At 62.5% G+C, this 23,559-nt stretch carries 28 protein-coding genes and 1 other RNA gene; 9 read left to right on the top strand and 20 right to left on the bottom strand.

What is annotated here, in order from left to right; genetic code table 11:
- Positions 1-63: 63 nt before the first annotated feature.
- On the bottom strand, positions 64-627 hold the full coding sequence (locus ACZ5U1_RS01020; RefSeq protein ID WP_464778992.1) for a urate hydroxylase PuuD: 564 nt from the start codon (positions 625-627) through the stop codon (positions 64-66).
- A 211-nt stretch (positions 628-838) separates the two neighbouring features.
- Here ACZ5U1_RS01020 and ACZ5U1_RS01015 point away from each other — a divergent pair, with 211 nt between their 5' ends.
- Together ACZ5U1_RS01015 and ACZ5U1_RS01010 are read left to right on the top strand one after the other, a co-directional pair.
- Positions 839-1,450: a superoxide dismutase gene (locus tag ACZ5U1_RS01015; RefSeq protein WP_464778991.1), complete on the top strand. Its 612-nt coding sequence runs from the start codon at positions 839-841 to the stop codon at positions 1,448-1,450.
- Positions 1,451-1,580: 130 nt separating this feature from the next.
- Positions 1,581-2,012, top strand: a complete 432-nt coding sequence (locus ACZ5U1_RS01010; RefSeq protein ID WP_464778990.1) for a hemerythrin domain-containing protein — start codon at positions 1,581-1,583, stop codon at positions 2,010-2,012.
- On the opposite strand, the gene ACZ5U1_RS01005 is transcribed toward ACZ5U1_RS01010, so the two are convergent.
- The 11 genes from ACZ5U1_RS01005 to mscL all read right to left on the bottom strand — a co-directional run bounded on the left by ACZ5U1_RS01005 (position 2,005) and on the right by mscL (position 10,576).
- On the bottom strand, positions 2,005-2,349 hold the full coding sequence (locus ACZ5U1_RS01005) for a (2Fe-2S) ferredoxin domain-containing protein (RefSeq protein WP_464778989.1): 345 nt from the start codon (positions 2,347-2,349) through the stop codon (positions 2,005-2,007). The two genes, ACZ5U1_RS01010 and ACZ5U1_RS01005, sit on opposite strands and share 8 nt — an antisense overlap.
- Positions 2,322-2,870, bottom strand: a complete 549-nt coding sequence (locus tag ACZ5U1_RS01000; protein WP_460987511.1) for a J domain-containing protein — start codon at positions 2,868-2,870, stop codon at positions 2,322-2,324. Before ACZ5U1_RS01000 ends, ACZ5U1_RS01005 begins: the two co-directional genes overlap by 28 nt.
- A gap of 190 nt (positions 2,871-3,060) precedes the next feature.
- An RNA gene (gene rnpB, locus ACZ5U1_RS00995) (RNase P RNA component class A) lies at positions 3,061-3,448 on the bottom strand.
- A 43-nt stretch (positions 3,449-3,491) separates the two neighbouring features.
- Positions 3,492-4,190: an N-acetylmuramoyl-L-alanine amidase gene (locus ACZ5U1_RS00990; RefSeq protein ID WP_464778988.1), complete on the bottom strand. Its 699-nt coding sequence runs from the start codon at positions 4,188-4,190 to the stop codon at positions 3,492-3,494.
- Positions 4,191-4,334: 144 nt separating this feature from the next.
- Positions 4,335-5,207: a CheR family methyltransferase gene (locus tag ACZ5U1_RS00985; RefSeq protein WP_464778987.1), complete on the bottom strand. Its 873-nt coding sequence runs from the start codon at positions 5,205-5,207 to the stop codon at positions 4,335-4,337.
- A complete protein-coding gene (locus ACZ5U1_RS00980; protein WP_464778986.1) occupies positions 5,204-6,286 on the bottom strand; it encodes a chemotaxis protein CheB in 1,083 nt (360 codons plus the stop codon). Before ACZ5U1_RS00980 ends, ACZ5U1_RS00985 begins: the two co-directional genes overlap by 4 nt.
- Positions 6,287-6,332: 46 nt before the next feature.
- The gene (locus tag ACZ5U1_RS00975) at positions 6,333-6,698 is read right to left on the bottom strand and encodes a response regulator (protein WP_196225378.1); all 366 of its coding nucleotides are present in this window, start codon (positions 6,696-6,698) and stop codon (positions 6,333-6,335) included.
- A gap of 77 nt (positions 6,699-6,775) precedes the next feature.
- Positions 6,776-7,213 carry a chemotaxis protein CheW gene (locus ACZ5U1_RS00970; protein ID WP_464778985.1) on the bottom strand — a complete coding sequence of 146 codons (438 nt, stop codon included), beginning with the start codon at positions 7,211-7,213 and terminating at the stop codon, positions 6,776-6,778.
- 10 nt (positions 7,214-7,223) lie between these two features.
- Positions 7,224-9,587: a chemotaxis protein CheA gene (locus ACZ5U1_RS00965; protein ID WP_464778984.1), complete on the bottom strand. Its 2,364-nt coding sequence runs from the start codon at positions 9,585-9,587 to the stop codon at positions 7,224-7,226.
- 139 nt (positions 9,588-9,726) lie between these two features.
- On the bottom strand, positions 9,727-10,002 hold the full coding sequence (locus tag ACZ5U1_RS00960; RefSeq protein ID WP_464778983.1) for a hypothetical protein: 276 nt from the start codon (positions 10,000-10,002) through the stop codon (positions 9,727-9,729).
- Positions 10,003-10,147: 145 nt separating this feature from the next.
- Positions 10,148-10,576: a large conductance mechanosensitive channel protein MscL gene (mscL, locus tag ACZ5U1_RS00955; protein ID WP_196225374.1), complete on the bottom strand. Its 429-nt coding sequence runs from the start codon at positions 10,574-10,576 to the stop codon at positions 10,148-10,150.
- 102 nt (positions 10,577-10,678) lie between these two features.
- Here mscL and ACZ5U1_RS00950 point away from each other — a divergent pair, with 102 nt between their 5' ends.
- The 4 genes from ACZ5U1_RS00950 to ACZ5U1_RS00935 are packed head-to-tail and all read left to right on the top strand — an operon-like array spanning position 10,679 to position 13,310.
- The gene (locus ACZ5U1_RS00950) at positions 10,679-11,284 is read left to right on the top strand and encodes a LemA family protein (RefSeq protein WP_464778982.1); all 606 of its coding nucleotides are present in this window, start codon (positions 10,679-10,681) and stop codon (positions 11,282-11,284) included.
- A gap of 9 nt (positions 11,285-11,293) precedes the next feature.
- The gene (locus tag ACZ5U1_RS00945; protein WP_464778981.1) at positions 11,294-12,091 is read left to right on the top strand and encodes a TPM domain-containing protein; all 798 of its coding nucleotides are present in this window, start codon (positions 11,294-11,296) and stop codon (positions 12,089-12,091) included.
- The gene (locus ACZ5U1_RS00940) at positions 12,091-12,768 is read left to right on the top strand and encodes a TPM domain-containing protein (RefSeq protein ID WP_464778980.1); all 678 of its coding nucleotides are present in this window, start codon (positions 12,091-12,093) and stop codon (positions 12,766-12,768) included. The genes ACZ5U1_RS00945 and ACZ5U1_RS00940 overlap by 1 nt, the downstream gene beginning before the upstream one ends.
- Complete coding sequence (locus ACZ5U1_RS00935; protein WP_464778979.1) at positions 12,765-13,310, top strand: NUDIX hydrolase; 546 nt, start codon at positions 12,765-12,767, stop codon at positions 13,308-13,310. Before ACZ5U1_RS00940 ends, ACZ5U1_RS00935 begins: the two co-directional genes overlap by 4 nt.
- A gap of 3 nt (positions 13,311-13,313) precedes the next feature.
- Here the strand turns inward: ACZ5U1_RS00935 and ACZ5U1_RS00930 are convergent, their stop codons facing one another.
- Positions 13,314-13,772 (bottom strand): DUF6456 domain-containing protein, encoded by a 459-nt coding sequence (locus ACZ5U1_RS00930; RefSeq protein ID WP_464778978.1) that lies wholly within the window; start codon positions 13,770-13,772, stop codon positions 13,314-13,316.
- A gap of 100 nt (positions 13,773-13,872) precedes the next feature.
- Between ACZ5U1_RS00930 and ACZ5U1_RS00925 the strand changes: the two genes are divergently transcribed.
- Both ACZ5U1_RS00925 and ACZ5U1_RS00920 read left to right on the top strand, forming a co-directional pair.
- Positions 13,873-14,436: a helix-turn-helix domain-containing protein gene (locus tag ACZ5U1_RS00925; RefSeq protein WP_196225368.1), complete on the top strand. Its 564-nt coding sequence runs from the start codon at positions 13,873-13,875 to the stop codon at positions 14,434-14,436.
- A 58-nt stretch (positions 14,437-14,494) separates the two neighbouring features.
- Complete coding sequence (locus ACZ5U1_RS00920) at positions 14,495-15,667, top strand: glycosyltransferase (RefSeq protein WP_464778977.1); 1,173 nt, start codon at positions 14,495-14,497, stop codon at positions 15,665-15,667.
- Positions 15,668-15,764: 97 nt separating this feature from the next.
- On the opposite strand, the gene ACZ5U1_RS00915 is transcribed toward ACZ5U1_RS00920, so the two are convergent.
- Complete coding sequence (locus ACZ5U1_RS00915) at positions 15,765-16,511, bottom strand: HAD-IIB family hydrolase (protein ID WP_464778976.1); 747 nt, start codon at positions 16,509-16,511, stop codon at positions 15,765-15,767.
- A gap of 76 nt (positions 16,512-16,587) precedes the next feature.
- On the opposite strand from ACZ5U1_RS00915, the gene ACZ5U1_RS00910 reads away from it, so the two are divergent.
- The gene (locus ACZ5U1_RS00910) at positions 16,588-17,415 is read left to right on the top strand and encodes a phosphotransferase family protein (protein ID WP_464778975.1); all 828 of its coding nucleotides are present in this window, start codon (positions 16,588-16,590) and stop codon (positions 17,413-17,415) included.
- Here the strand turns inward: ACZ5U1_RS00910 and ACZ5U1_RS00905 are convergent.
- The 6 genes from ACZ5U1_RS00905 to ACZ5U1_RS00880 form a co-directional block, all read right to left on the bottom strand.
- Entirely contained in the window at positions 17,408-18,676 is a 1,269-nt protein-coding gene (locus tag ACZ5U1_RS00905; RefSeq protein ID WP_464778974.1) for a capsule biosynthesis protein, read from the bottom strand. The two genes, ACZ5U1_RS00910 and ACZ5U1_RS00905, sit on opposite strands and share 8 nt — an antisense overlap.
- Positions 18,669-20,261 (bottom strand): capsular polysaccharide export protein, LipB/KpsS family, encoded by a 1,593-nt coding sequence (locus ACZ5U1_RS00900; RefSeq protein WP_464778973.1) that lies wholly within the window; start codon positions 20,259-20,261, stop codon positions 18,669-18,671. Before ACZ5U1_RS00900 ends, ACZ5U1_RS00905 begins: the two co-directional genes overlap by 8 nt.
- A 75-nt stretch (positions 20,262-20,336) precedes the next feature.
- The gene (locus ACZ5U1_RS00895; protein ID WP_464778972.1) at positions 20,337-21,635 is read right to left on the bottom strand and encodes a glycosyltransferase family 4 protein; all 1,299 of its coding nucleotides are present in this window, start codon (positions 21,633-21,635) and stop codon (positions 20,337-20,339) included.
- A 44-nt stretch (positions 21,636-21,679) separates the two neighbouring features.
- Complete coding sequence (locus ACZ5U1_RS00890; RefSeq protein WP_464778971.1) at positions 21,680-22,120, bottom strand: HIT family protein; 441 nt, start codon at positions 22,118-22,120, stop codon at positions 21,680-21,682.
- A gap of 11 nt (positions 22,121-22,131) precedes the next feature.
- Positions 22,132-22,767: a CoA transferase subunit B gene (locus tag ACZ5U1_RS00885; RefSeq protein WP_464778970.1), complete on the bottom strand. Its 636-nt coding sequence runs from the start codon at positions 22,765-22,767 to the stop codon at positions 22,132-22,134.
- Positions 22,767-23,477: a CoA transferase subunit A gene (locus tag ACZ5U1_RS00880; protein WP_464778969.1), complete on the bottom strand. Its 711-nt coding sequence runs from the start codon at positions 23,475-23,477 to the stop codon at positions 22,767-22,769. The genes ACZ5U1_RS00885 and ACZ5U1_RS00880 overlap by 1 nt, the downstream gene beginning before the upstream one ends.
- Between the last annotated feature and the right edge of the window lie 82 nt (positions 23,478-23,559).

Below are 23,559 nucleotides of genomic sequence, written 5' to 3'. Positions count from 1 at the left end.
AAGTAGAACGCGTTTTTAACACAGGCGGAGCCAGCCTCAACCAGCCCCGCCCACGTCATAAAATCAACCGCCGTTGAAGTTCACCATGCAATAAAGCATCGGCAGCGAAAGCAGGGTGTTCATACGCGAAAACATCATCGCGGTGGTCGCCGCCTTGGCCTTCACCGCATCCTCGGCAGGGACGATACCCAGCGCCTTTTTCTGGTTCGGCCAGATGATGAACCACACATTGAACGCCATCACCAGCGCCAGCCACATGCCGACGCCGATCAGCACGAAACCGGGCTGAAGCGTCAGCGCTTCCACCAGATAGACGCTGCGCCAGGCGATGATCGCCCCGGTCAGCACGGTCAGCGCTGCGCCCCAGCGGAAGAAGAACAGGGCCGAAGGCGCGATGAACTTCGACACGCCCGGCTTCAGTTCAGCCGGAACCTTGGGCATGGTCGGGATCTGGACGAAGTTGAAATAATAGAGAAGGCCGATCCACACGATGCCGAAGAACAGGTGGAGCCAACGCAGGATCGCTTGCTCGGGAATTGTATTCGCCGGGACCGAGAAAATCACCACCAGCGCAAACACCAACCCCACGGCGAGCACCAGATGCAAATTACCGAAGAATTTTGCCATTGATCCGTCCCCTTCATTCGGCCGCCGTTCGTGAACGGCCTGACCGATGATTCTATGTCATCGTTACGCTGCTGTCACATGGATATTTCCATGCAGCTAAACGAAAATATCCTGTTTTCCGCAGTGCAATAAGGCTGCTACGGGGCCGGGACCCTTTCGGTGGCATGTCCGTTATGCCGCCATCCATCCCAAGAACCCGAGGAGTTCCGACATGGCCTTTGTGCTGCCCAATCTGCCTTATCCAAAGGATGCCTTTGGCGACATTCTTTCAGTTGAAACCTTCGACTATCACCATGGCAAGCATCACAACGCCTATGTCGTGAAGGCGAATGAACTGGTCGCCGCAGACCCGGCGCTTCAGGGCAAGTCGCTGGTCGAACTGATCAAGAGCAGCAAGGGCGCTCTGTTCAACCAGGTCGGACAGATCTGGAACCACACATTCTACTGGCTGTCGCTGTCGCCGGAAAAGAAGCAGCCGACCGGCACGCTGCTCGCCCTCATCAACGAAGGCTTCGGCTCGGTCGATGCCTTGATCGAAAAGCTGAAAGCGGAAGCCGTCGGACACTTTGCCAGCGGCTGGGCCGCGCTGATCCTGAAAGACGGCAAGCTGGAAGTGACCAGCTATCATGACGCCGACACCCCCGTTGCGCATGATCACACGCCGTTGCTGATCCTCGATGTGTGGGAACATGCCTATTATATCGACTATCGCAACCTGCGCCCCAACTATGCCGAGCGCCTGCTGAAGGACGCGATCGACTGGGATTTCGTCGCGCTTAACCTGGACGGCGAAGGTGCGAGCCGCGCCGATCAGCCGGGCTGATGCATGTCACGCCGTCCGCCGCCTGAAAGGGGCAGCGGACGGCGCCTCCCTCGGTCAATATCCGGCGGAAAGAACGGATTATTAACGGCACCGTGCGAAAAACATCTTATCCTATGTTTGGAAACGGCCGATGGACCTGCAGCAATTACAAAGCCAACATGACGCGCTCGACGTAGCCGCCGACGAATTTTTGCAGCTGATTTCCGACAACGCCACGCCTCGCCAGCTTGGCACCTTCCGCTGGCAGTTTGCCCGGCTGTTAATGTCTCACCTCGCCCTGGAAGACCATATCTTCTATCCCGCCATGCAGCGTCAGGCGCATGCACCCCTGCGGGAAACAGCGGCGCGGCTGCAAGCGGAAATGGCGCCGCTGGCGCTAGACTTCACCCACTATATGTCTCGATGGAGCGATGATCGTATTGCTCGCGAATGGCCCGAATTTTGCCGCGAGAGCCGCCAGATCATCGATGCCTTGCTCAACCGGATGCGCAAGGAAGAGACGCTGCTGATGCCCCTGCTCGCCCAAGCGGGGCTGGAGCCGCCACTCAAAAAGGCTAGTTGACCCCACCATCGGTCGGGGCAAGACCCAAGCTTTGCGCGACTTCGTCCAGATCAACGCCCGGCCGGATAAGCAGCCAGTCCCGCGCCTGCGCGCCATTGACCACGGTCACCGCCCCCTTGGGACAAACGCCGAGGCAATTGACCTCGATAATCCCCGCTGCCGCCTTGCGCCCTTTCTTCAGCGACAACTGCTTGCGTAGGGCCTTGGCGAGCCGTTCGTCCCCATCGGGACCAAAACCCCCATCCAGCTTCTTCGAACATTTGCGGCAGACCAAGACCGCATTCTGCCAGTTGGACCGGACATGATCCGTCAATCCACGGTCTCCCGCGGCTTCCATGTCCGCCGCTCCTCCGCCGACCGCAGCACTTCATAGGCGGCCTGGATCGTCTGGAAACGGACGGCGGCGTCCGCGTCGCCCGGCTTCACGTCGGGGTGATATTCCTTGGCCAGACGCCGCCAGCTCTTTTTCACCGCCTCGAAATCGGCGTCATCCTCAAGTTCCAGCGCCTTCAACGCATGAAGCTCGTCCCGCGACCGGCTGCCGTCGCCCGGCCCGCCCCAGCCATGATAGGCGCTGCCCTGATAGCCGCCAGCGTCGCGGCGCTCGGCGCGCTCGCGCTGCTCCCGCTCTTCCTTGTCCAGCCCCTGAAAATAGTCCCAGTTGCGGTTATATTCGCCCGCATGATCGGAACAGAAATACCAGCGTTCCGGGCTGTTGGGCGACTTGGGCGCGGGGCAGTTACCCGGCTGGTCACAGCCATACCGATCGCACATGCGCACCTGCTGCGCCTCACGCGATGCGCCGTAGCTGCGCCAGCGGGGAAAGCCCCAGTCATTTGATCGGCTGCTTCGTGCCATCGGTCCCAATTAGGTAAGCCGCAGGCAGAACGCCACCCCGGCGGTTCAAATAACATCCTCCCCATCGAAGATGGGGAGGGGGACCGCCGTCAGACGGTGGAGGGGAACAGGCGCAACGTCATCCCTCTTCCCCTCCACCATTTGCTGCGCAAACGGTCCCCCTCCCCCCGCTCCGCGCGGGGAGGATTCCAATGCCAGAGGGCCTATAAGCCGGGTCCTGTCCACCATGTTGTCATGGATGGGCGGCCATTCCTCTAGGAGACGGATTGCTCCGTCCCTCAAGCAACCAACCCGGGCGGTCTCAGCCGAAACTGGCCTAGCAGACGAAGCTGCGCGCCGCCCCTACTCGGTCTTGCTCCCGGTGGGGTTTACCGTGCCGCCTTCCGTTGCCGGAGACGCGGTGCGCTCTTACCGCACCCTTTCAATTTCGCTTAGCCGAAGCTGTAGCGACCTGCTTTCTGTTGCACTGTCCCTTGGATCACTCCAGCCGGCCGTTAGCCGGCACCGTCATTTCGTGGAGCCCGGACTTTCCTCGCCGTGGAAGTTACCCGCCACGCCGCGGCCGCCCGACCCTCTGGCACGGCGCGCTATACACGTACTGCGCGCGCCCGTCATCCCTGCTTATTCATCGCCCCTCGGCTTTGGCAGCAACAAGGCGAGCAGGATCGCACGGCATTCGCCATCGATCACCCCGTCGATCAGTTCCGGCCGGAAGCGCCGCTGGAACGCGACCACCGCCGCATCGGGCTCGGCAATGTCATAACCAAAGCGTTCCAGCGCCAGCAGGAAAGCACTGTCCGACCAAAGCGGGTCCATCAGATTGCGGGTGGGGCGCGGCAGCGCCAGACGCAGCCGGGACAGTCGCCACCAGGGGAAAAGTTCGCCCGGGTCCTGCTTGCGCACCGGGGCAACGTCGCTATGCCCGACGATATTGCCACGCGTGATGCCGTAACGTTGCACGATGTCATGCATCAGCGGGATGAGCGCCTCAATCTGCGCGTCGGGAAAGGGGCGATAACCCCATTCATGGCCAGGATTGACGATTTCGATCCCGATACTCGCCGAATTGACATCATCCGTGCCGCGCCAGTGGGACCGGCCCGCATGCCAGGCCCGTCTGGTTTCATCGACCATGCGGACGATGTTACCTTCTTCGGTGACGACATAATGGGCGGAAACCTTGGATTCCGGACTGGCCATCCAGTTGATCGCGCTCTGGGCGTCCGGCATGCCGGTATAATGCAGCACCAGCATGGATATGGGCAGCTTGCGGTCGTCGAAATTGGGCGACGGCGTTTCGATCATTGGAATGTCGCTCATCGGAAACCCGTAACCATTATCTGTCCTCGCCCCGCCGCATCAGGACGGGCAACTGCCGCAGACAATGGCCGAGAGCGAATGGCCGATCAAGCGCAAGCACTTCCCTGATCCCGTCTCGGGGACAGGATGTGCGCGAAACGCTGGTCAGACGGCGCGGCGAAGCGCGTCGTCGCTGTTCCGCGCCGTTTCCAGCCGCCGCGCATATCCGCCGCGAAATTCGGGATGGGGAATGAAATCTTCGCTATGGCCGATCACGGTCTCGCCAGCACCCAGCAACAGCACCGACTTTTCCTGACTATGCCGCTTCAGAAGGCGGAACACCTCCTGTCGGCGTTCCGGCGTGAAATAAAGCAGCACATTGCGGCAAAGGAGCAGGTCATACTCGCCCGACGGGGCCTTCGCATCGAACAGATTGTCCGTCCGGAAATCGATCATCCGGCGCAGTTCCGGGCTGGCGCGCCAATTGTCTCCAGCGGGTTCAAACCATTTGATCAGGTCGCCGACCGCGAGACCGCGCTGAACGTCCATCTGCGAAAAGATGCCGCTGCGCGCTTGATCTATGGCGGCGGTCGAAATGTCCGTCGCCAATATTTCGATGCGCCAGCCACGCCAGCGCGCGATGTCGTTGCGCAGCTGAATCGCCAAGGAATAGACTTCCTGGCCCGTGGAACAGCCCGCGCTCCAGATCCGCAGCACCCGGTCCCGCCGATCCGCATAAAAGGACGGCAGGATGTGCCGGTGGATCATATCGAAGATCTGAAGATCGCGGAAAAAGCTGCTTTCGTTGTTGAGCAGCGCGTTGATCACTTCGTCTTCCAGCCGCGGATCGCGATTGCCCAGCAAGCGGCTGGCCAGTTCGTCCATGTCGGCCAGCCCGTTGTTGCGCATGACCGGCTTCAGCGCCGTTTCCATCCGCCATGCGCGGCTTTCCGACAATATCTGCCCGGTGCGCGCCTCCAGCAGAGCCGAAAAGATGCGGGCGGCGCCGCTCGAGGATGAATCGGTCGAAAGGGTCAATGTGTCAAACCTCTGCTCTTTCCGCGCCGCGCGACGAAATCCATGATGGCATAGGGGTCCAGCAGCGCGCAGCTGAGCCCGGCCGCTGTCACTGATCCGGGCATGCCCCAAACGACGCTGCTCGTTTCATTCTGCGCCACGATCCAGCCACCTGCTGCAACGATGTCATGTCCGCCGACCGTGCCGTCACGGCCCATCCCGGTCAGAACAACGCCCGCTGCGCCCGGTCCATATGCTTCGGCCATGCTGGTGAACATTGGATCGACGCCGGGCAGGTTTCCTGCCGGTGTGCGCTGGGGGTCCAGCATGACCATCACTCGCCCATGAAGCCCCCGGCGGACCTGCAAATTGGCGTCGCCGGGCGCGACGTAGATGGTATCGGGCACCAGCATTTCGCCCTGCTCGCCAACCTTCACGCGCAGGCTGGTCATTCGGGCAAGCTGCTGGACGAAATAGGATGTGAAACTGACCGGCAGATGCTGGGTCAGCAGGATCGGCACGCCCAGCGGTTCGGTCATACCAGCGAACAACTGGCTCAGCGCGTGGATACCGCCTGTCGAAGCACCGATGCCCAGGCAGGCGAGCGGAGCGGTGGGCTGGCTCGCCGCCATGATGACCGGCGGCGCCTCCGCCGCCTGTGCCAGATTGGCGCCGAACAGGCGCGACAGCCGATCGATGAGCGTTTGGGGAAACTGTTCGCCGAAACAACCGCTGCCGGGCTTCGCGAAAATGTCGCTCGCTCCCAGCGCCAGTGCCTCGATCGCCGCTCCGCTGCCTTCCTGGCAATTTCCGGAAAGGATGACCACCTTGCCGCCAGGATTCGCGCGGAGAAAGGCGGGAAGCGCCGACAATCCGCTCTGCCCCGGCAACTCGATGTCCAACAGGACCAGGTCGACCTCATGCGCGGCCAGATAACCCAATGCATGTTCGGCACTGTTGGTCTTGTGGACCACCGAAAATGCCGGATCGCTATCCAGGATGCGCGCGATCATTGTCCGCACGACGACCGAATCATCGACAACCATTACGCGGACCTGCGGTCTGCTCTGGCTGGCCAGGATAGGCGTGACGGCGGACATTGATGGGCTTTCTGGCGACAGGAACGGACTGGGACGAATCAACGGATCAGATGACGCCTACGATGGACAGCTTGCTTTCCAGCGTCTCGCGATCGAATGGCTTCATCACATATTCGTCGGCGCCCGCCTCCACGGCTGCCTTGATATGGCTGATGCCGTTTTCAGTGGTGCAGAAGATGATCTTCGGCCGAGCGGTTACCTTCGCAGTAGAAAGCGCCTGAAGAAACTCCATTCCGCTCATGACTGGCATGTTCCAGTCCAGCAGGACCACATCCGGCGCTGCGGCTTCGCACTGGGTCAGCGCGTCCTGTCCGTCCACCGCTTCACTTACCGACAAATCGAGTGATTCCAGGATATGCCGTGCGACTTTGCGGATGACTTTCGAATCATCGACTACCAGACAGTTTTTCATGAAGCGTCCCTTGGATTTTTCCCCGTACAGGAAAGATTAGCCACCAAAGCCGAGTAATTCGTAAACGAGCCAGGAATTTATGCCGCTTGCGCCAGGAGGCCGGTTTCGATGAAGCTCGCCAGCGAAACCAGCAGGTGCGGATGCCCATCCTGTTCGACAATCGCCCGCGCATAAGGTGCCCAGGCCTTGTCCAACTGCCCACGCAGCGGCAGATCGCCTTCGGGCACCTGGCAAATATCATGCACCGCATCCACCATCAGGCCATAGCTGTGCCCGCTGATGTCGGCGATGATCGCCAGGCCCCGCCGATCCGGCGGCGTGGGCGCACCATGGATCAGGGCGGGCACGTCGATGATCGTGAGCACACGGCTGCGCAGGGCCGACAATCCCGCCACATGTCCCAGCATGCCGGGCACCGGCGAGATGTCGGCCAGCTTCACGACCGCCTCCACCTCATTCGCGGCCACGGCGACGCGGGTTTCGGCCAATGTCGCCAGAAGGTAAAGCTGCTCCATAAATGCCTCCTTAGCGCCGGGTGCCGGTGATGGCCGCCATCAGGGCATCCTGATCGTAGCGGTAGATGCTGCCATCCTCTGGCCCTGCCGGTTTTGGTGACGCGCGCAGTTGAACGATGCGGCATCCCAATATCTCGGCCGCCTGCGTCAGGTCACGGTCAGAACAAAGGACCACGTCCGCCGGATCGACGGCCTCTTCCTGGGGTAGCCCCAGAAGGACTTCATGGCCCGCCTGACGCAGCAAGGGCGCCAATATCTCACGCGTCCAGCCATCCTCACTGTCAGCAAGGACGCATCGTCCCCGAACGCGTTTTGCTAAACTACTATCTGGCAGGGCGGCAAACAGCGCGAAGGGATTAAGGACCTCAAGATGTTCCCCATCGACCATGGCGACGCCGCTCAGCACGCCTTGCAGGGCGACCATGTCGGGCACCGCAGGCATTTCCACGATGTCGAGAACAGCGGCGACCGGATAACAGGCTTCCTGATTGCCATCCCGAAGCCGCAGCGCCGAAACATGCTCGGCAGCAAATTTATGCGCACCATTGGCCACCGGCACCAGCCGTCCGTCCAGCCGCACAAAGGCATGGGCGCCCGAACGACCAAAGAGCGACGCATCAACGTCCTCTACCCGCTCAACCAGCGACAGCTTGATCAGCCGACGTTCGCCCGACAGCTCCTCAAAGCGCAGGGCCGACACCATCTCGACCCGGACAGCGCCATCGTCATTGTCATCGGCCTGATCATTTGACCGTTCATCCGCAACATTCGGCAGGCGCGCGGCATTGGCGAGGCCCGCCGCGTCGAGCAGCAGCATCGGCTTGCCATTGTCGGGCAGCGTCATGCCCGCATAGACGCCGGTCGCCATGACCAGCGGAGATGCGGGACGAATAACCAATTCCTCATGGTTATCGACAGCGGCGACACCCAGCGCGAAGGGAACGCCGGTCGCGGATCGCACCACCATGATTGCGCGCGGACCCGGCTGGACGGATTTCTCCATCCCCAGCACATCTTCCAGATCGATCATCGAATGACGCACGGACCGGATCGTCGCGATCTTCGCGCCACCGACTTCAGCGATGTGCAGCGTCTCGTTATTGTCATGTAGAATCTCGACCACCGCCGCGCGTGGAATGGCGAAGTGCAGCCCGCCAGACCGGATGATGAGGCCCGGAATGATCGTCAGCGTCAACGGAACGCGCAGTACGATCCGCAATCCCCGACCCAGCTCATTATGCAGCGCGATGACGCCGCCGATTCGCTCCACATTGGCGCGCACCACGTCCATCCCGACCCCCCGGCCCGATATCGCGGTCACATGGCTGGCGGTCGATAGCCCGGCCTGGAAGATCAGCTCCAGCTTTTCCGCCTCGCTCATTCTGGCGGCGGCATCGCGGGTCAGCTTGCCTGCTGAAACTGCCTTTTCCACCAGGCGCCCGGTGTCGATACCCTGCCCGTCGTCGCTGACCTCGATGACGATCTGGTTGCCCGACTGGCGTGCCTGCAACTTCAGCGTCCCGGCTTCCGGCTTGCCCAGCGCGCGACGCTGCTCCGGCGTTTCGATGCCATGGTCGATGCTATTGCGCACGATGTGGGTCAGCGGATCGACCACCATCTCCACCATCTCGCGGTCCATTTCGACGTCGCCGCCCTCAAGGATCAGGTCGATCCGCTTGCCCAATTCGCGGCCCAGGTCACGCACCATGCGCGGAATGGCGGTGAACAGCCGCTCCACCCGCTGCATCCGCGTCTTGGAAATGGCGTCCCGCATGTCAGCAACGCACGTGGAAAGCCGTTCGAAGCTGCTTTCAAGCTCGGGATCGCTCGACCGTTCGCGCAGCTTGCGGGACAGTTCGTTGCGCGCCAGCACCATGTCCGACACGCCGTTCATCAACTGATCGATCAGCGATAGCGGCAGCCGGATGGTCCGTGGCACCGCCTGCGCGCCCCCCTGACGCACAGCCTCGATCGCCGGAGCAACCTCTACGGCCGCCGTTACTTCCTCGCGTGCGGCGAGGGCGCCAATCAGATAGTCGTCATTTTCATCGGGCAACGCCGCGCCGATCGCCACCGCCTCTGCAAGTTCGGCGATCCGGTCCATGATGCCCAGCACGGCACTGACCGTCGCTGGATCGGCGGTACGGTTTCCAGCGCGGATTTCCGACAGCACATCCTCGGCCGCATGGCTCAGCCGTTCAAAACGCGGCAGGTTGAGGAAGCCGCAGCTGCCCTTTACCGTATGGAAGAAGCGGAAAATGGCGTCCAGCCGGTCGCGGTCGCTGGGGTCCGCCTCCCAGGCGACGACCTCGCCCGCCAGAGCTTCCAGCGTTTCCTGCGTCTCGGCTATGAATTCCTGAAGTAACTCGTCCATTCCCTTGGCCTTCACGGATGCGCGCGACGGCACCATGGGGAAGGCATAGTTAAAGGCCCGTTAAAGACGTTGAACAGCCAGCAAAAAGGGCGCCGCGATCATCATCGCGACGCCCCTTTCGGCTTGGGAAAGCGAAAGCTTAGCGCTCCGTCTTCTCTTCGACGGCATCGGCAGCGCGCTCACCCGCTTCGCGAGTGGCCTCGGCCTTGTTCTCCAAAGCGTCGGCGGCGTTCTCGGCGGCGCTCTCGGCATTGCCGGACAGATTATCGGCCATCGCTTCCATATTCTCGGCCTGGTTGTCGATGGCGTCCGCCTGATTCTCGTATGCGTTCTCGACCTTGTTCTCCTGCTTGGAATCGCACGCTGCAAGCGCGATCAAGCTGGCAAGGCCGAGGACTGAGACGATGGTTTTCACGGCGTGTTCTCCTGTTGCGCCCCCCTGGGGCTGACGTCATTCGGCAAGAATTCCGGCCGCGCAAAGCACCCAGAACTCTGACCGCGATCAACTGGTCGCACGGCAGATGGTTCCCGCCGCAGGCTCCTTTCGTCGCAGAAACGAATTATTTTTTGAGGTTATCGCGAATTTCACGGAGCAGCAGCACCTCCTCCGGGGTTGCGGCAGGCGCCTCATCGGGCTTGGGCATCAGCCTGTTCACTGCCCTCACGAGCAGAAAGATGATGAAGGCGAGGATGAGGAAATTGACCAGCACGGTCAAAAATTCGCCCCACCCCAGCATGGCGACCCCTGCGCCCTTAAGGTCGGCGTAGCTTTCCGGATTGCCCTTGAACCCGGCCGGTATGTCGCCAAGCCGGATGAAATAGCGGGAAAAGTCCGCACCGCCGAACAGATAGCCCACGACCGGCATGATCAGGTCATCTGTCAGCGACTTGGTGATGGTGGCGAAGGCGCCGCCAATGATGACGCCAACCGCCAGGTCGATCACGCTGCCCCGGTTTATAAATGTCTTGAATTCGGAAATCAGTCCCATGTGAGAACCCCTTGCACTGATTGCGTGTTTAGCAGGATGAGCCGTTGCACCCGCTTCCACAACCACCTATTTCCGACATCGTAACAATGCCGAGGATGCTCCATGACGATCCTGCGCCGATTTTCTCCTGCTCTCCTCCTGCCTTTGCTGACGGCCTTTGCGCTGTCTGCCTGCGGCATCAACAGCGTGCCCACCGCGGAGGAAGCGGCCAAAGCCAAATGGGCCGATGTTCAGGCGCAATATCAGCGCCGCTCCAACCTGATCGGCAATCTGGTCGCCACAGTGAAGGCAGCTGGCAAACAGGAACAGGACACTTTGGTGAGAGTCACGGAGGCGCGCGCCAAGGCGACATCGGTGCAGGTCAATGCCGAGGATCTGTCCGACCCCGCCAAGGTTCAGCAGTTCCAGCAGGCGCAGGCACAATTGAGCCAGGGCCTCGGACGGCTGCTGGCATCGGTGGAGGCTTATCCGGACCTCAAGACCAACCAGAATTTCCTCGATCTCCAGTCACAGCTGGAAGGGACCGAGAACCGGATCGCCGTCGCCATTCGCGACTACAATGAAGCAGTGCGCGCCTATAACACCCGCATCCGCACTTTCCCCGACGCGATCGGTGCCAAGATCATTCATGGCGCCAAGCCGATGACCCCTTTCCAGGCAACAACGCCGGGAGCCGAAGAAGCGCCCAAGGTCGACTTCGGCAACTAAGCGCCAGCCATGCTCCGCCGCCTGCTCCTGATCTTTGCACTCCTGTCAGGGATGCTTGGCATGGCTGCGGCCGCCCGAGCGCAGAGCTTTCCGAAGTTCGACGACAAGGGCGTCGTGGATGCCGCGAACATCCTCGACCCCGCGCAGGAACAGGCGCTGAGCCAGAAGCTGATCGCGCAGAAGCAGGCGAGTGGGCGGTCGCTGGTCGTGGCGACCATCCCAGACCTTCAGGGCTATGACATATCGGACTATGGCTACCGCCTCGGCCGCGCCTGGGGGATCGGGGACAAGAATAACCAGGGCGTCCTGCTGATCATCGCCCCCAATGAACGCAAGGTGCGGATCGAAGTAGGATATGGCGTCGAAGGCATACTGACGGACGCGCTGTCTTCGCAGATTATCCGCAACGCCATCACCCCACGGTTCAAGGCTGACGACATGGCGGGCGGGATCGATGCGGGCGTCGATCAGATCACGTCGCTGCTCGCCCTGCCACCCGATCAGGCAAGGGCGCGTGCCGCGCAGGCGGAGGCCGAAGCCCGCCAGCAGGATAGCGGCGGCGGCGGCATCCTCGGCTTCTGGATCATCATGTTCTTTATCTTCTTCGTCCTGCTTCCGCTGCTGTCGCGAGCGCGCGGCGGGAAGCGCTATCGCCGTGGTGGCGGCGCGCCTGTCATCCTCTGGGGGCCGGGTATGGGCTCTGGATGGGGCTCTGGCGGCGGGGGCGGATCAAGCTGGGGCAGCGGCGGAGGCGGCTTTTCAGGAGGAGGCAGCTTCGGGGGGGGCGGCGCCTCGGGGGACTGGTGATGCAAGTGCTTTTCAATCAGGCGGACCACGAACTGGTCACCGCCGCCGTCAAGGAAGCAGAGGCACAAACATCCGGCGAGATCGTGACGATCGTGACCCGCCGGTCCGACAGCTATCATGATGTCGGCCTCAGTTGGGCGGTGGCGGCCATATTCCTCGCCTTGTCTTTCATGGCCGCTTTCCCGGCACAGCTGCGCGCCTTCCTGTCCACGCTGCTGCTGGATTGGGAACATGAGCTTGCCGACTGGAAGCTCATCCTGGGCTTGACCGGCCTTCTGATCCTGAAATTTCTCGTGGTGCGCTATCTGCTCGCCATCATGCCGCTACGCATGCTGATGACGCCGCGCGCTACCAAGGCCCGCCGGGTGCGCCGCCGCGCCATCCTGCTCTTCCGCACCGCCGCCGAAGCACGCACGCGCGGGCGCACGGGCGTCCTCATTTATCTCTCGCTTGACGAGCATCGCGCCGAGATCGTCGCCGACCGCACGATCAACGAAAAAGTCGCGCCCGAGGCATGGGGCGATGCGATGGCAGCACTGATCGATGCGATCCGGGCGGGCCAGCCCGGACAGGGCCTGGCACAGGCCGTGCGTCAGGTCGGCGCTGTCCTCGCGACCCATTTCCCGCGCGAGCATGACGACATCAACGAATTGCCTGACAGGCTGATCGAATTATGAGTGAACAGGATATGGCCGCCCCGGAAGAAATCATGTGGGCTGGCCGTTTCATCACCGCCAAGCGTCGCGGCAGATGGGAATATGTGGGGCGAGCACGCGGCATCCATGCTGCCGTCATCCTCGCCATCTACGAAGACGCGGACGGACGGCGGCATGTGCTGCTCGTCGATCAATTCCGGGTGCCGCTCGGCCGCCGCTGCATCGAACTGCCTGCGGGCCTCGTGGGCGACGATGACGAAGGCGAGGCATCCGAACGCGCGGCGATCCGCGAACTGGAAGAGGAAACCGGATACCGCGCCGGACGCATGGAGGCCGCTGGCGAATTCTACAGTTCGCCCGGCATGGTGTCCGAAAGCTTTTGCCTTTTCCGCGCCCATGACCTGCAGAAGACGGGCGATGGTGGAGGCGTGGAAGGGGAAGATATCCGCGTCCATCGCGTGCCGCTGGATCAATTGACGGGCCAGATTGCCGCCTGGAGAGCCGAGGGCTTTGCCATCGACGTCAAATTGCTGCTGCTCCTCGGTGCCGAGCTGAGCCGCTAAACGTCACGGCACCCGATACCAGGCGGCTACCCTCTCCAGCGCCAGCGTCAGGACCAACTTGCCCGCCCGGCTCGGCCATCCGAGCGCCCGCTCCGCCGCGACCAGCCCCTCGCCAGCGCAGGCAACCCGCCATAATATGTCGCTAAGCCCCGGCCCGGCGGCGGCAATGGCGGCATGGAACCGCTCCCGCGCCGACAGCTGGGCCATGCTGGGATCAGGCGCTGCCGAGCCATTTCTTGGCCCACCCGTGGAAGGCGCCGGGTCCCATCGCATAGTGACACGCGGACCAAGCCCCGCTTTCTCCCAATCAGCGCGCAACAACTCCCCCGCCCTGAAATATCGCTCGCTCAGGTGACCGCGCGCATACAGCCATGCCAGCGGCGATTCGCCCATATTCACCGCCACTGTCTGGACATGTCCTGCGGGGTCCTCGATCTTCTGCTCCACATATTGGCTTCGCATCGGCTTCCTCCTCATGCATGAATGATGCGAAGGGGCTTGCCACGACGAACCATTTGTAGGAAAGATGAAAAACCAAATAGGTGAAAAATCGGGAATAGGCATGATCACCCGGATTAGAGAAGTTCGAAAAGCCAAGGGTTTGACGCTGGAGCAAGTCGCGGCGCTTTGCCGCCCTGCAACCACGGCGCAGACGATAGGCAGGCTGGAAACTGGCACGCGAACCGTATCGGTCAACTGGTTGAACCGCATTGCCGACGCTTTGGGCGTTGGCTCGTCGGAACTGGTGGCGCTGCCGGGTCAAAGCGTGGTGCCGGTCGCGGCGCTGCTCGGTCCCGAAGGCGCCCGCGCGCCCACGCGGAGCCTGTCCTTCCCTCCACCCGTGCCCGCCGACGCGATGATCGGCGTTCAGGTGGCCGCCAGTATCGGCGATTATCGCAGCGGGGATGAAATCTGGTGCCGCCGCATCGGCCCGGACGAATTTGCAAGCGCGCTCAATCGCGACATATTGCTGCCACGCCATGCCGGACGCTTCGTTTTCGGCCGACTGATCGGACGCGAAGGTGACAAGTTGCAGATATTGCCGCTCGGCAGTGGCAGCCGTCAGCAGGTGATCAGCGACCCACCCTGGGGCGCTGTGGCGGTTCAGTTGGTAAGACAATTATAGCCAAAGCCGCGCTTCAGCCCTAACTCTCGATTAACCGCGATGCTTTAAGGGGGACAGCATGACGCTGAATGTCCTTACGCTCTCGACCCTGTTCCCGGACATGAGCCGTCCGAATTTCGGGGTGTTCGTCGAACGGCAGGCGCGGGAACTCGCCAGCCGCCCCGATGTAAATGTCACGGTGATCGCGCCGCTCGGGGTTCCCATCTGGCCGATCGGCCTTGGCAATCAATATGCGCCGCTCCGCGCCCTGCCGCGCAAGGAACGGTGGCAGAACCTCACCGTCTACCGCCCGATTTTTTCGACGATCCCGAAGATCGGCGCGCGCTACAATGTCGGCAGCATGACGCGGGCGATCCTGCCGCTGGTACGCCACCTGCACGAACAGCAGCCCTTCGACGTCATCGACGCCAGCTTCTTCTTCCCCGACGGCCCCGTCGCGCAACGCCTGTCACGCGCGCTCGGCATCCCCTATTCGGTCAAGGCACGCGGCGCCGACATCCATTATTGGGGCAAACGGCGCGACACGCGCGGCATGGTAAAACGCGCCGGGGCGGAAGCGGCGGGCCTGCTCGCCGTGTCCAGCGCCATGCGCCGATCGATGGTCAAGCTGGGCATGGATGCGGAAAAGATCCGCGTTCACTATACCGGCGTCGATCTTGATCGCTTTGAACTGGCCGATCGCGCCGCCGCCAAGGAAGCATTGGGCTTCGAAGGACCCGTGGTCCTGTGCGTCGGGGCGCTCATTCCGCGCAAGGGGCAGGAACTGCTAGTGCAGGCGCTTCCCCGTCTGCCCGGCATCACTTTGCTCTTCGCTGGTCAGGGTCAATACCGCAGGGCGCTGGAAAAGCAGGCGGAGGAACTGGCCGTCGATCGCCGGATCGGTTTCCTGGGCTCCGTCCCGCATGACCGGTTACCGCGCATCTATGCTGCGGCCGATGTGATGGCGCTGCCCTCATCCTCCGAGGGGCTCGCCAACGCCTGGGTCGAATCGCTCGCCTGCGGCACGCCGATCGTCATCACCGATGTCGGCGGGGCGCGCGAACTGCTCGACCGTCCGGAAGCAGGCCAGATCGTTGACCGCGACCCTGAAGCGATCGCGGCCGCCATTGGAGAAATTCTCTACAACCCGCCCGAGCGCGAAGCGGTGCGCGATGCAGCACTGCGCTTCACTTGGGAAGCCAATGCCGACCTTCTACTCCATCATCTGAAGGGCATCGCCCGCGACGGCTAGGCCGGGTGGAGGGGTTTGCCCGTGAAGCCCCCCCCGCCCCTCTCAGATCATGGGCCGCACGCCGCAACCGACGGCGCTCGACATCAGTGCCAATCGGTCACTTCTGGCAGGAAACGATCGCCGCGATCACGGACAGCGTTTCCTCCGGGTCACGCACGCGCACCGTGTCCAGCCCCAGTTCCTTGGCCGGATAGTCATTGCCGCCGGGGAAGATCGCGTCGCCGATGAACATCATCGCATCCAGAGCGATGCCGCTCGCGTCGCGCAACTTTTTAAGGCCATAGGCCTTGTCCACGCCCTCGCGCGTGATGTCGATCGATGTCGCGCCGCCCATGTTGATCGACAGGCCGGGCAGCCGCTCCCGCAAGTCGGCCTGAATGATACGGCGCTTGGCAAAGTCGGGGTCCCATCCCTCCTTCGCATGAATAGGAGCCTGCTGCCCGAGCGCGGAAAAGGTGATCTGGCTGCCCCGATCCTCGATCCGTTCGCCCCATGTTTCTTCCGGCACGAAACCCGTCGCTTCCAATGCCTGATCGAAGGCAGCGAAGATGTTCTGCTTCTGCGCTTCGTCAAATAATTCGGCATAGACCGGCGCCCATGTGCCTGCCTGATGCGTGAAAAGCTTGGTGCCGGTCGTCGGCATCAGCCACAGGCGCGACAGGTCCGCGCGGCTGGGCAGGCGGCTTGCCACCTGCTTGTCGAACTGAGGCCAGTCACCACCGGAAATCACGGCAACATGCGCGACCGTCATCAGGTCAGCCAGCGCCTCCCCCATCTCTTCGCCCAAAGGCTGCTTGCTTTCCGCCAGCGTTCCGTCGAGATCGAAGGCGATCAACTCTTTCATATGGGCAAGCTCCTGGAATCCATGTCGGCGCAGCTACCATCAATTAAGCGATCGGCAAATGCATAGAGCAGAGGAAATGACGCCGCGCATGCCGTTGGAAAGTGGAAGCGATTGGGTGCTGCTCGGTCGGGGCAAAAGCTCGGAGGTTTTCCGTATCGGCGGGGGAAAGGTCGTCAAGATATTCCACGATGCCGTGTCGGAGGAGATGATCGAGCGCGAAATGACGGCGGCCATGATGGCTGCCTCCCTCGGCCTTCCCACCGCCGCGCCAAGCGCGCGGGTCGAGGTGGATGACAAGCGCGCCCTCATCTATCCGGAGATAAGCGGCCCATCGGTCGCCCACGCTATCCGCAAGAAACCGCTGTCATCCGCGTCCCTGCTGCGCGACATGGCGGGGGTTCTACACAGCGTTCATGCCCAGAGCGTATCGGGACTGCGCACCGTCAAGTCCGTCCTGCAAACCGACATCGACTATGGCCCTGCCCCGGAGACGCTTAAGCGCGCCGCCAAACATTATCTCGTCCGCCTGCCGGAGGGCAGCCAACTCCTCCACGGCGACTTTCACATCGACAATATTCTGGTCAACGATGGCGGGCTGGTAATCCTCGACTGGGCAAAGGCCGCAATCGGCGCTCCCGCCGCCGATGCCGTCAGGAGCGAAATGCTGATGCGGTTCGGCGAAGGTCCCAACGATGTCATCACCAATGCCTGGCGCGACTGGGCCGCTCGTCAGCTTGGCCGCGCCTATCGCAAAGAAAGCGGCGTCACGCCCGATCAGCTTACCCTATGGCGTCCGATCGTCGCGCTGGCCTGGCTCCGCGCACGCCCGCCCGTCCGCAATGCAGCTTTCACCCGCTATCTGGACGACGCCCTGCGCGGAGCGGGACTGCCGGTCTTCAGCTGACCCGCGCCAGATTTAGCCGCTGCACTGGCGCGTCCAAACTGCGCTCCGCCATCCTGGACTGACCGCACAGACGCTCGACAGCATTGTTAATCAGCATATCGAGACCCTGATCGCTCAGCAGGCCGCCTCTGATCAGGCATCGGTCGATCAGCACCCGGCGGAACGCTGCATAAAGCGTCTGGTCCGGCGCGCCCGGATCGAGCCAGAACTCGTCCAGCGTTCCTTTATAAACGACGCCGGGTACCTTGTAGACAGCATGTCCCAGCACCAGCACTGGCTTGCCCTTGTTCAGCGCCAGCGTACCCACCGTGCTGTTCACCGTCACCACGCCCAGCGACCGGCCGACCACCTGAGCGATATCGAGGTCCGCAAGATAATAGACGCGATCCGCGACCCCATAGCGAGACGCAAGCCGCCGCGTCAGCCGCTCCCAAGCCACGAGTCCCGAATCCAGCGGATGGCGCTTCACCACCAGGTTAGTGCCCTCGGGCGCATATCGCGCAAAGCTCTTGATCACGAACCGCAAAGCCGCGCGCATATTGCCAAACGGCGAATGCACGCGAATCTGATAGTCCGAATCCAGCTGCAGCGGCAGGGCGAAATAGGGCTTGTCCCTTATCACCTCCCACTGCGCCCGCGACAGACGCACGTCGCGCTTGCGCAGCATCAGCTTCTTGAACCATCCCGCCGCCTCCAGCAGAAAGCTCTGCGGCCGATGCGTGCGGTAAAAGGGAAAGATCGGCCACATCATCGCCGACGCCAGCCCATTGCGCGTCGTATTCACCGCGCGCCTGCGGAAGGTCGATGGGATTTGCGGCTCACGCCCACCCTCCGGCGGCAGGCCCAGCGCCTGATCCAGGAACCATTGCGGGTCGAGAGGCAGGGTAGAATTGCCGTTCACCCCGTCTTCCTGCAACGTCATGAAGTCCGGCCGGATATAGCCTTCCTCCAGCACATGAACGCGCAAGCCGCGCAGCCGCGCCATCTTGTGCGCGGACGCATGATAGGGGCGGCAATCGCCGTAGAGGATCAGGTCTGTAATGCCGTGCTGGACGATAAAATCATCGAAGAAGAGCGGCCAGTTGCGGAAGGAACCGCGATAATCCGTCGCCTCGCCCGGCCAGTCGACCTTGTCGCCGCCATTGATGTTGATCCGCAAGGCGCCATGCCCGCGTGCCCGCAAGGCATCTGCCAGCATCGCGAAAAAGGGTCCATGCGGTCCCTGAAGGAAGAGGAAGGTCTTGGCTTGGCTGTCAGCCATGAAGATGCTCGGCAGACACAGTCATAAATCTTCTAATTTTCCCCTGTAGCGTCCGCATTCGGATCAGCCATGATGGCGATGACGTCGATCCACTACCCAAACGTTCCACCATGATCTCGGGGCCGCAGGGCAGACCTGTTACCGGGTCGAGGTAACGAGGATAGAGAATGAGGGCGGCCGCCACAAGCTGATCGATGGTGAGCTTGCGCCCCCGCCGCACATTGGGCTCGGCAAGGTCGCGGGTCAGCCCCCATCCCGCATAAAATGGCATGCCATGCACGGTAACGGGCCGATCGCGCAGCAGCGCCTCGAACCCCGTCAGCGACGACAGCACATGCACCTCGTCCACCGCCTGCACCAGCGCCATCAGCGGCGCGCCGCTGTCCAGCGCGTCGGCATGTTCATGCACGACGGCATCGCTCAAATGTCCGCGCCTCAGTCCAGCCTGCACATCGGGATGAGGCCGATAGATGATATGGGCATCCGGCTCGGCCCGCCGCGCTCGCTTCAGCAGGCCCAGATTGCCCTCGACCCCAGCGCCGCCGAGCTGCACCGACAGGTCATCCTCCACCTGCCCGACGACCAATACCGTGCGCTTGGCGCTGAGGAGGCTCGGCATCTGGCCACCATCCTGCCCATATTTGGTGACGCCTGCCGCCCGAATCTTGGCGCGCAGCTGCCGGGCACGCTCGACAAGTGCAGGCGAAAAAGCATGTGTCGCAAGCAACGTCTCCAGGTCGCTCGGCCCGCCCGCATCATAATAAATGCCGGAGCGATCAATCACGACAGAACCCGGCGGCGTCAGCGCAGCCCCCAGCCCCTTGGACCGCAAAAAGCCGTCTTCCACACGCGCGACGGCGATGTCCGGCGCATCCGCCTGCAAGGAGGAAGACACCCGCGACGGCCACACCGCCAGCGCCCCGCCCTCGCGCCTTGCCCGCCGCACCCCGGCGCGTGGGGAAAGGAAGGGCGGCGACCGCACCCCATCCCATAGGAACCGCCGCATCGCTTCGCGCTTCCAGAAAGCCATGCCGCTGGCGGCGGCGATATGCCGGTTGCCTTGCAGATGGCGGCCCCACTCCGCCAGTTGCGCGACGGCTTGCTCGACACCCACCGCCTCGCCGCTGAAACAATCCCGGTAGCTGGCCGCCGCGACCGCGCGCTTCGCCGCCAGCCGAAGCCGCTCCGGCGCGACCAGTTCACCGTCAAGGCCATGCACAGCAACGCCCAGCATCCCCGCAATGATCGCCAGCTCATCGTCGGCCGCCGCGTGGACGGAGCGCGCCTGCGCCACCAGCGCCCACGGATCATATTGTTTGCAGGAAGGCCGCGCGGGCAGAATGACGATCTCATCGCGCTCCAAGCCCTCGCGGGGAAAACGGCACCCCGCTCGCGCCACAAGCTTCACGCCCTCGCGCTGGCGACCCCAAAAAGCCCCTCCAACCCGCGCCGCCGCGATCTGGTCGATAACGCTGTCCGGAACCTCGTCCAGCTCGCCAGCCCGGTCGCGCGGAATGCTCACCGCCGCCACGCGCGGGGCAATTCCGGGAAAGGGCGGCGATCGCAGGAAGGGCAGCGGCGTCACTTCGTCAAATCCCGTCCGCACCCGGCAGAAAAGCAATTGTCCACAAAACTTTCATGCGCACCCCCGGCAGGGACGTCAAGCGGGCGCGGTAGCCGTCACATCGTCCAGCAATTGCATGATGATGTCGAAATAGTCTCGCCATTGCGGCGCGCGCCACGCCTTAATACGCGCCATCTGCGCCTCGCGCTCGGGCGAATCCGGCAAGGCATAGGCCTCGATCAAACGCATCCAGCCCAGCCCATCGAGCGGATCGAGATAATCCGGCGCCTCTCCCCCGACCTCCCGATGCGCGACGATATCGCTGCAAATCACCGGCACGCCCACCGATAGCGCCTCGATCACCGGAATGCCGAACCCCTCCTCGAAGGAAGGCATCAGCATCGCCCGCGCGCCCGCGACCAGCGCATGCATTTCCGTGTCCGGGACGCTCCCCGCTTCGATGACATGGCCGCGCAGGATCTCCGCGCGCTCCAGCATGTCAACGACATTCTCATTTTCCCATCCCCGGCGACCGATCAGCACAAGGACCGGGGCCTGATCGCCCAACCGCTCCACCAGACGTCGCCACAGATTGAGCAGCAACAGGTGGTTCTTTCGCGGCTCGATCGTCGAGATGTAAACGAAATAAGGCCGCGACGGCACATTCTGGCTTTCACCGCCGAATATGTCGGGTGGGTCAGAACCGAAATGCGCGACGCAGAGGCTGCGCCCTTCCAGACTCCGCGTCAGGAAAGGGCCAAGCGCATCGATCGTCGCCTGGCTGTTGCCGATGATGCCATCGGCATAGCGATCGATCGTGCGTATCCGCCGCCGATGTTCCTCCGCCCCCTGCGGCCGTGCAAACTCCGGATGGGTGAGCGGGATCACATCATGCACCAGCGTCACGAAACGCGCGCCTTCCGCCCGCAGTATAGCGCCCACCTGATCCGGATCGTCCAGATGATGGGGCGACACTTGCAAATAGACGCGCGGGCTCCGGGCGCGCGGCACCGGGCGCGGCCGCAGCGCGATCAGGTGCCGGATCACCGCCGCCCGTCCTGCCGCCTCATCCTTGGCGCTGCTGTTGCGCCAGCGCGCCGCCGTAAACGCCAGAAACTGCCGTACCGCCGCACTGTTCAGCCGCCCATAATAGCCGCCAGCCGGATGCACGGCGGCAAAGGCCAGCCGATCCGGTATCCGCTCCAGCAATTCGCGAGCATAGACATATTCGACCCTATCGATGCCCGTCGGCGCCGCATGGAAGCTGCGCGACAACAGGCGCGAGATGTCGAGGATGATCTCCGCCTTGCCATCCGCCGCCGCGACATAGCTTCTCGCCGGTTTCGATCGCAGCGCCAGCCGTGCGCCCGGCGCCTTGAAGGGTTTCAGCGCCATGTCAGCGCTTCTCCATCGGCTTGGTCATGAAATTCGCGCGCGGCTCAGAACTGCGCACGTATCTCTTCCGCCAGCGCCTCAAGGGCAGCGGGATCAGCGAAATTGCCCTGCGCATGGGCGGAAAAGCCCATAGGCCCGCCCTGCCAGCGCGGCACGATATGGAAATGCAGATGAAACACGGTCTGCCCGGCAGGCGCACCGTTGAACTGGGCGACATGGATGCCGTCGGGATCGAGCGCCTTGGCGGTCGCCTTGGCGACTTTCCTTACCGTCGCCATTACCTGCGCCAGCGCCTCATCCTCGATCTCAAGGATATTGCGGGCCTTCGACCATTTGGAAATGACCAGGCTGTGCCCCTTCGACTGCGGCTGAATGTCGAGGAAGGCATAGGTGTGCTCATCCTCATACAGCTTGGTCGAAGGGATCTTGCCCTGAAGGATCAATGCAAAGACATTGCCTTCGTCATAATTGCCTTCAAGGCTCATGCCGCCCGTCCTCAGCTCAGATAATGAGCCGTGGTCTTAGCGGCGACTTCCTCCGCCGTCACGCCCGGCGCGAGCTCAATGAGCTTGAACGGGCTGTCATGGTCGGGCCGCTGGAAGACGCAAAGGTCGGTGACGATCATATCGACCACATTCTTGCCGGTCAGCGGCAGTGTGCAGGCCGGGATGAACTTCGCGCCGCCGTCCTTGGAGTTATGCTCCATGACGACGATGATCTTCTTGACGCCTGCGACCAGGTCCATCGCGCCGCCCATGCCCTTGATCATCTTGCCGGGGATCATCCAGTTGGCGATGTCGCCATTTTCCGCGACCTCCATCGCGCCCAGCACGGTCAGGTCGATATGCCCGCCCCGGATCATGGCAAAGCTGTCGGCGCTGGAGAAATAGGCGCTGTTGGGAAGCTCGCTGATCGTCTGCTTGCCCGCATTGATCAGGTCCGCATCTTCCTCGCCCTCATAAGGGAAAGGCCCGATGCCCAGCATGCCGTTCTCCGACTGAAGCGTTACTTCCACGCCAGCGGGAATATGGTTCGCCACCAGCGTCGGGATGCCGATGCCAAGGTTCACATAGAAGCCGTCCTTCAGCTCCTTCGCCGCACGCGCGGCCATCTCGTCACGAGTCCAGGCCATTATACGGTCTCCCTCTGGCGCACGGTGCGGAATTCGATCTTCTTGTCGTAAGGCGCGCCGACGATCATGCGCTTCACATAGATGCCCGGCAGGTGGATGCTGTCAGGATCAAGGCTACCGACCGGCACCACTTCCTCCACCTCTGCCACGCAGATCTTCGCGGCGGTCGCCATCGGCTGATTGAAGTTGCGCGCGGTCTTGCGGAAGATGAGGTTGCCGCTTTCGTCCGCCTTCCAGCCCTTGATGATCGCCACGTCAGCGAAAATGCCGCGTTCCAGGATATAGTCCTGCCCGTCGAAATTCTTCACTTCCTTGCCCTCGGCAACCGCAGTGCCGACGCCCGTCTTTGTGTAAAAGCCCGGAATACCCGCCCCACCAGCGCGGCAGCGCTCCGCCAGCGTACCCTGGGGGCAGAACTCCACCTCCAGCTCGCCCGCCAGATATTGCCGCTCAAACTCCTTGTTCTCGCCAACATAGGAGCTGATCATCTTCTTGACCTGCCGCGTGCGCAGCAGCTTGCCTAGACCTTCGCCGTCGATCCCGGCATTGTTGGAGGCGATGGTGAGGTCCTTGACCCCCGAATCACGGATCGCGTCGATCAGACGCTCGGGAATTCCGCAAAGTCCAAAGCCGCCTGCACAAAGATGCATGCCATCGAAGAGAAGGCCCTCCAACGCAGACGCAGCATCGGGGTATAGCTTCTTGACCATCGCTTTTCCTCCTCCTGAATGCGTTTCGCCCATAGGAGGAAGCGGGCAGCCGGTCAATTTGCTGCAATGGCGAAAATAAAGC

It is taken from the genome of Sphingobium sp. TomTYG72, from assembly GCF_055394715.1.
This window is presented reverse-complemented; position numbering and strand designations above follow the sequence as displayed.

Coding starts and splice junctions, on each gene's coding strand:
- ACZ5U1_RS00940 (WP_464778980.1), top strand. CDS start 12,091: ATGCAAGTGCTTTTCAATCAGGCGGACCACGAACTGGTCACCGCCGCC.
- ACZ5U1_RS00905 (WP_464778974.1), bottom strand. CDS start 18,676: ATGGCTGACAGCCAAGCCAAGACCTTCCTCTTCCTTCAGGGACCGCAT.
- ACZ5U1_RS00890 (WP_464778971.1), bottom strand. CDS start 22,120: ATGAGCCTTGAAGGCAATTATGACGAAGGCAATGTCTTTGCATTGATC.
- mscL (WP_196225374.1), bottom strand. CDS start 10,576: ATGGGACTGATTTCCGAATTCAAGACATTTATAAACCGGGGCAGCGTG.
- ACZ5U1_RS00965 (WP_464778984.1), bottom strand. CDS start 9,587: ATGGACGAGTTACTTCAGGAATTCATAGCCGAGACGCAGGAAACGCTG.
- ACZ5U1_RS00935 (WP_464778979.1), top strand. CDS start 12,765: ATGAGTGAACAGGATATGGCCGCCCCGGAAGAAATCATGTGGGCTGGC.
- ACZ5U1_RS01000 (WP_460987511.1), bottom strand. CDS start 2,870: ATGGCACGAAGCAGCCGATCAAATGACTGGGGCTTTCCCCGCTGGCGC.
- ACZ5U1_RS01005 (WP_464778989.1), bottom strand. CDS start 2,349: ATGGAAGCCGCGGGAGACCGTGGATTGACGGATCATGTCCGGTCCAAC.
- ACZ5U1_RS00930 (WP_464778978.1), bottom strand. CDS start 13,772: ATGCGAAGCCAATATGTGGAGCAGAAGATCGAGGACCCCGCAGGACAT.
- ACZ5U1_RS01010 (WP_464778990.1), top strand. CDS start 1,581: ATGGACCTGCAGCAATTACAAAGCCAACATGACGCGCTCGACGTAGCC.
- ACZ5U1_RS00950 (WP_464778982.1), top strand. CDS start 10,679: ATGACGATCCTGCGCCGATTTTCTCCTGCTCTCCTCCTGCCTTTGCTG.
- ACZ5U1_RS00925 (WP_196225368.1), top strand. CDS start 13,873: ATGATCACCCGGATTAGAGAAGTTCGAAAAGCCAAGGGTTTGACGCTG.
- ACZ5U1_RS00990 (WP_464778988.1), bottom strand. CDS start 4,190: ATGAGCGACATTCCAATGATCGAAACGCCGTCGCCCAATTTCGACGAC.
- ACZ5U1_RS00895 (WP_464778972.1), bottom strand. CDS start 21,635: ATGGCGCTGAAACCCTTCAAGGCGCCGGGCGCACGGCTGGCGCTGCGA.
- ACZ5U1_RS00970 (WP_464778985.1), bottom strand. CDS start 7,213: ATGGAGCAGCTTTACCTTCTGGCGACATTGGCCGAAACCCGCGTCGCC.
- ACZ5U1_RS01020 (WP_464778992.1), bottom strand. CDS start 627: ATGGCAAAATTCTTCGGTAATTTGCATCTGGTGCTCGCCGTGGGGTTG.
- ACZ5U1_RS00915 (WP_464778976.1), bottom strand. CDS start 16,511: ATGAAAGAGTTGATCGCCTTCGATCTCGACGGAACGCTGGCGGAAAGC.
- ACZ5U1_RS01015 (WP_464778991.1), top strand. CDS start 839: ATGGCCTTTGTGCTGCCCAATCTGCCTTATCCAAAGGATGCCTTTGGC.
- ACZ5U1_RS00880 (WP_464778969.1), bottom strand. CDS start 23,477: ATGGTCAAGAAGCTATACCCCGATGCTGCGTCTGCGTTGGAGGGCCTT.
- ACZ5U1_RS00945 (WP_464778981.1), top strand. CDS start 11,294: ATGCTCCGCCGCCTGCTCCTGATCTTTGCACTCCTGTCAGGGATGCTT.
- ACZ5U1_RS00920 (WP_464778977.1), top strand. CDS start 14,495: ATGACGCTGAATGTCCTTACGCTCTCGACCCTGTTCCCGGACATGAGC.
- ACZ5U1_RS00980 (WP_464778986.1), bottom strand. CDS start 6,286: ATGTCCGCCGTCACGCCTATCCTGGCCAGCCAGAGCAGACCGCAGGTC.
- ACZ5U1_RS00975 (WP_196225378.1), bottom strand. CDS start 6,698: ATGAAAAACTGTCTGGTAGTCGATGATTCGAAAGTCATCCGCAAAGTC.
- ACZ5U1_RS00885 (WP_464778970.1), bottom strand. CDS start 22,767: ATGGCCTGGACTCGTGACGAGATGGCCGCGCGTGCGGCGAAGGAGCTG.
- ACZ5U1_RS00910 (WP_464778975.1), top strand. CDS start 16,588: ATGACGCCGCGCATGCCGTTGGAAAGTGGAAGCGATTGGGTGCTGCTC.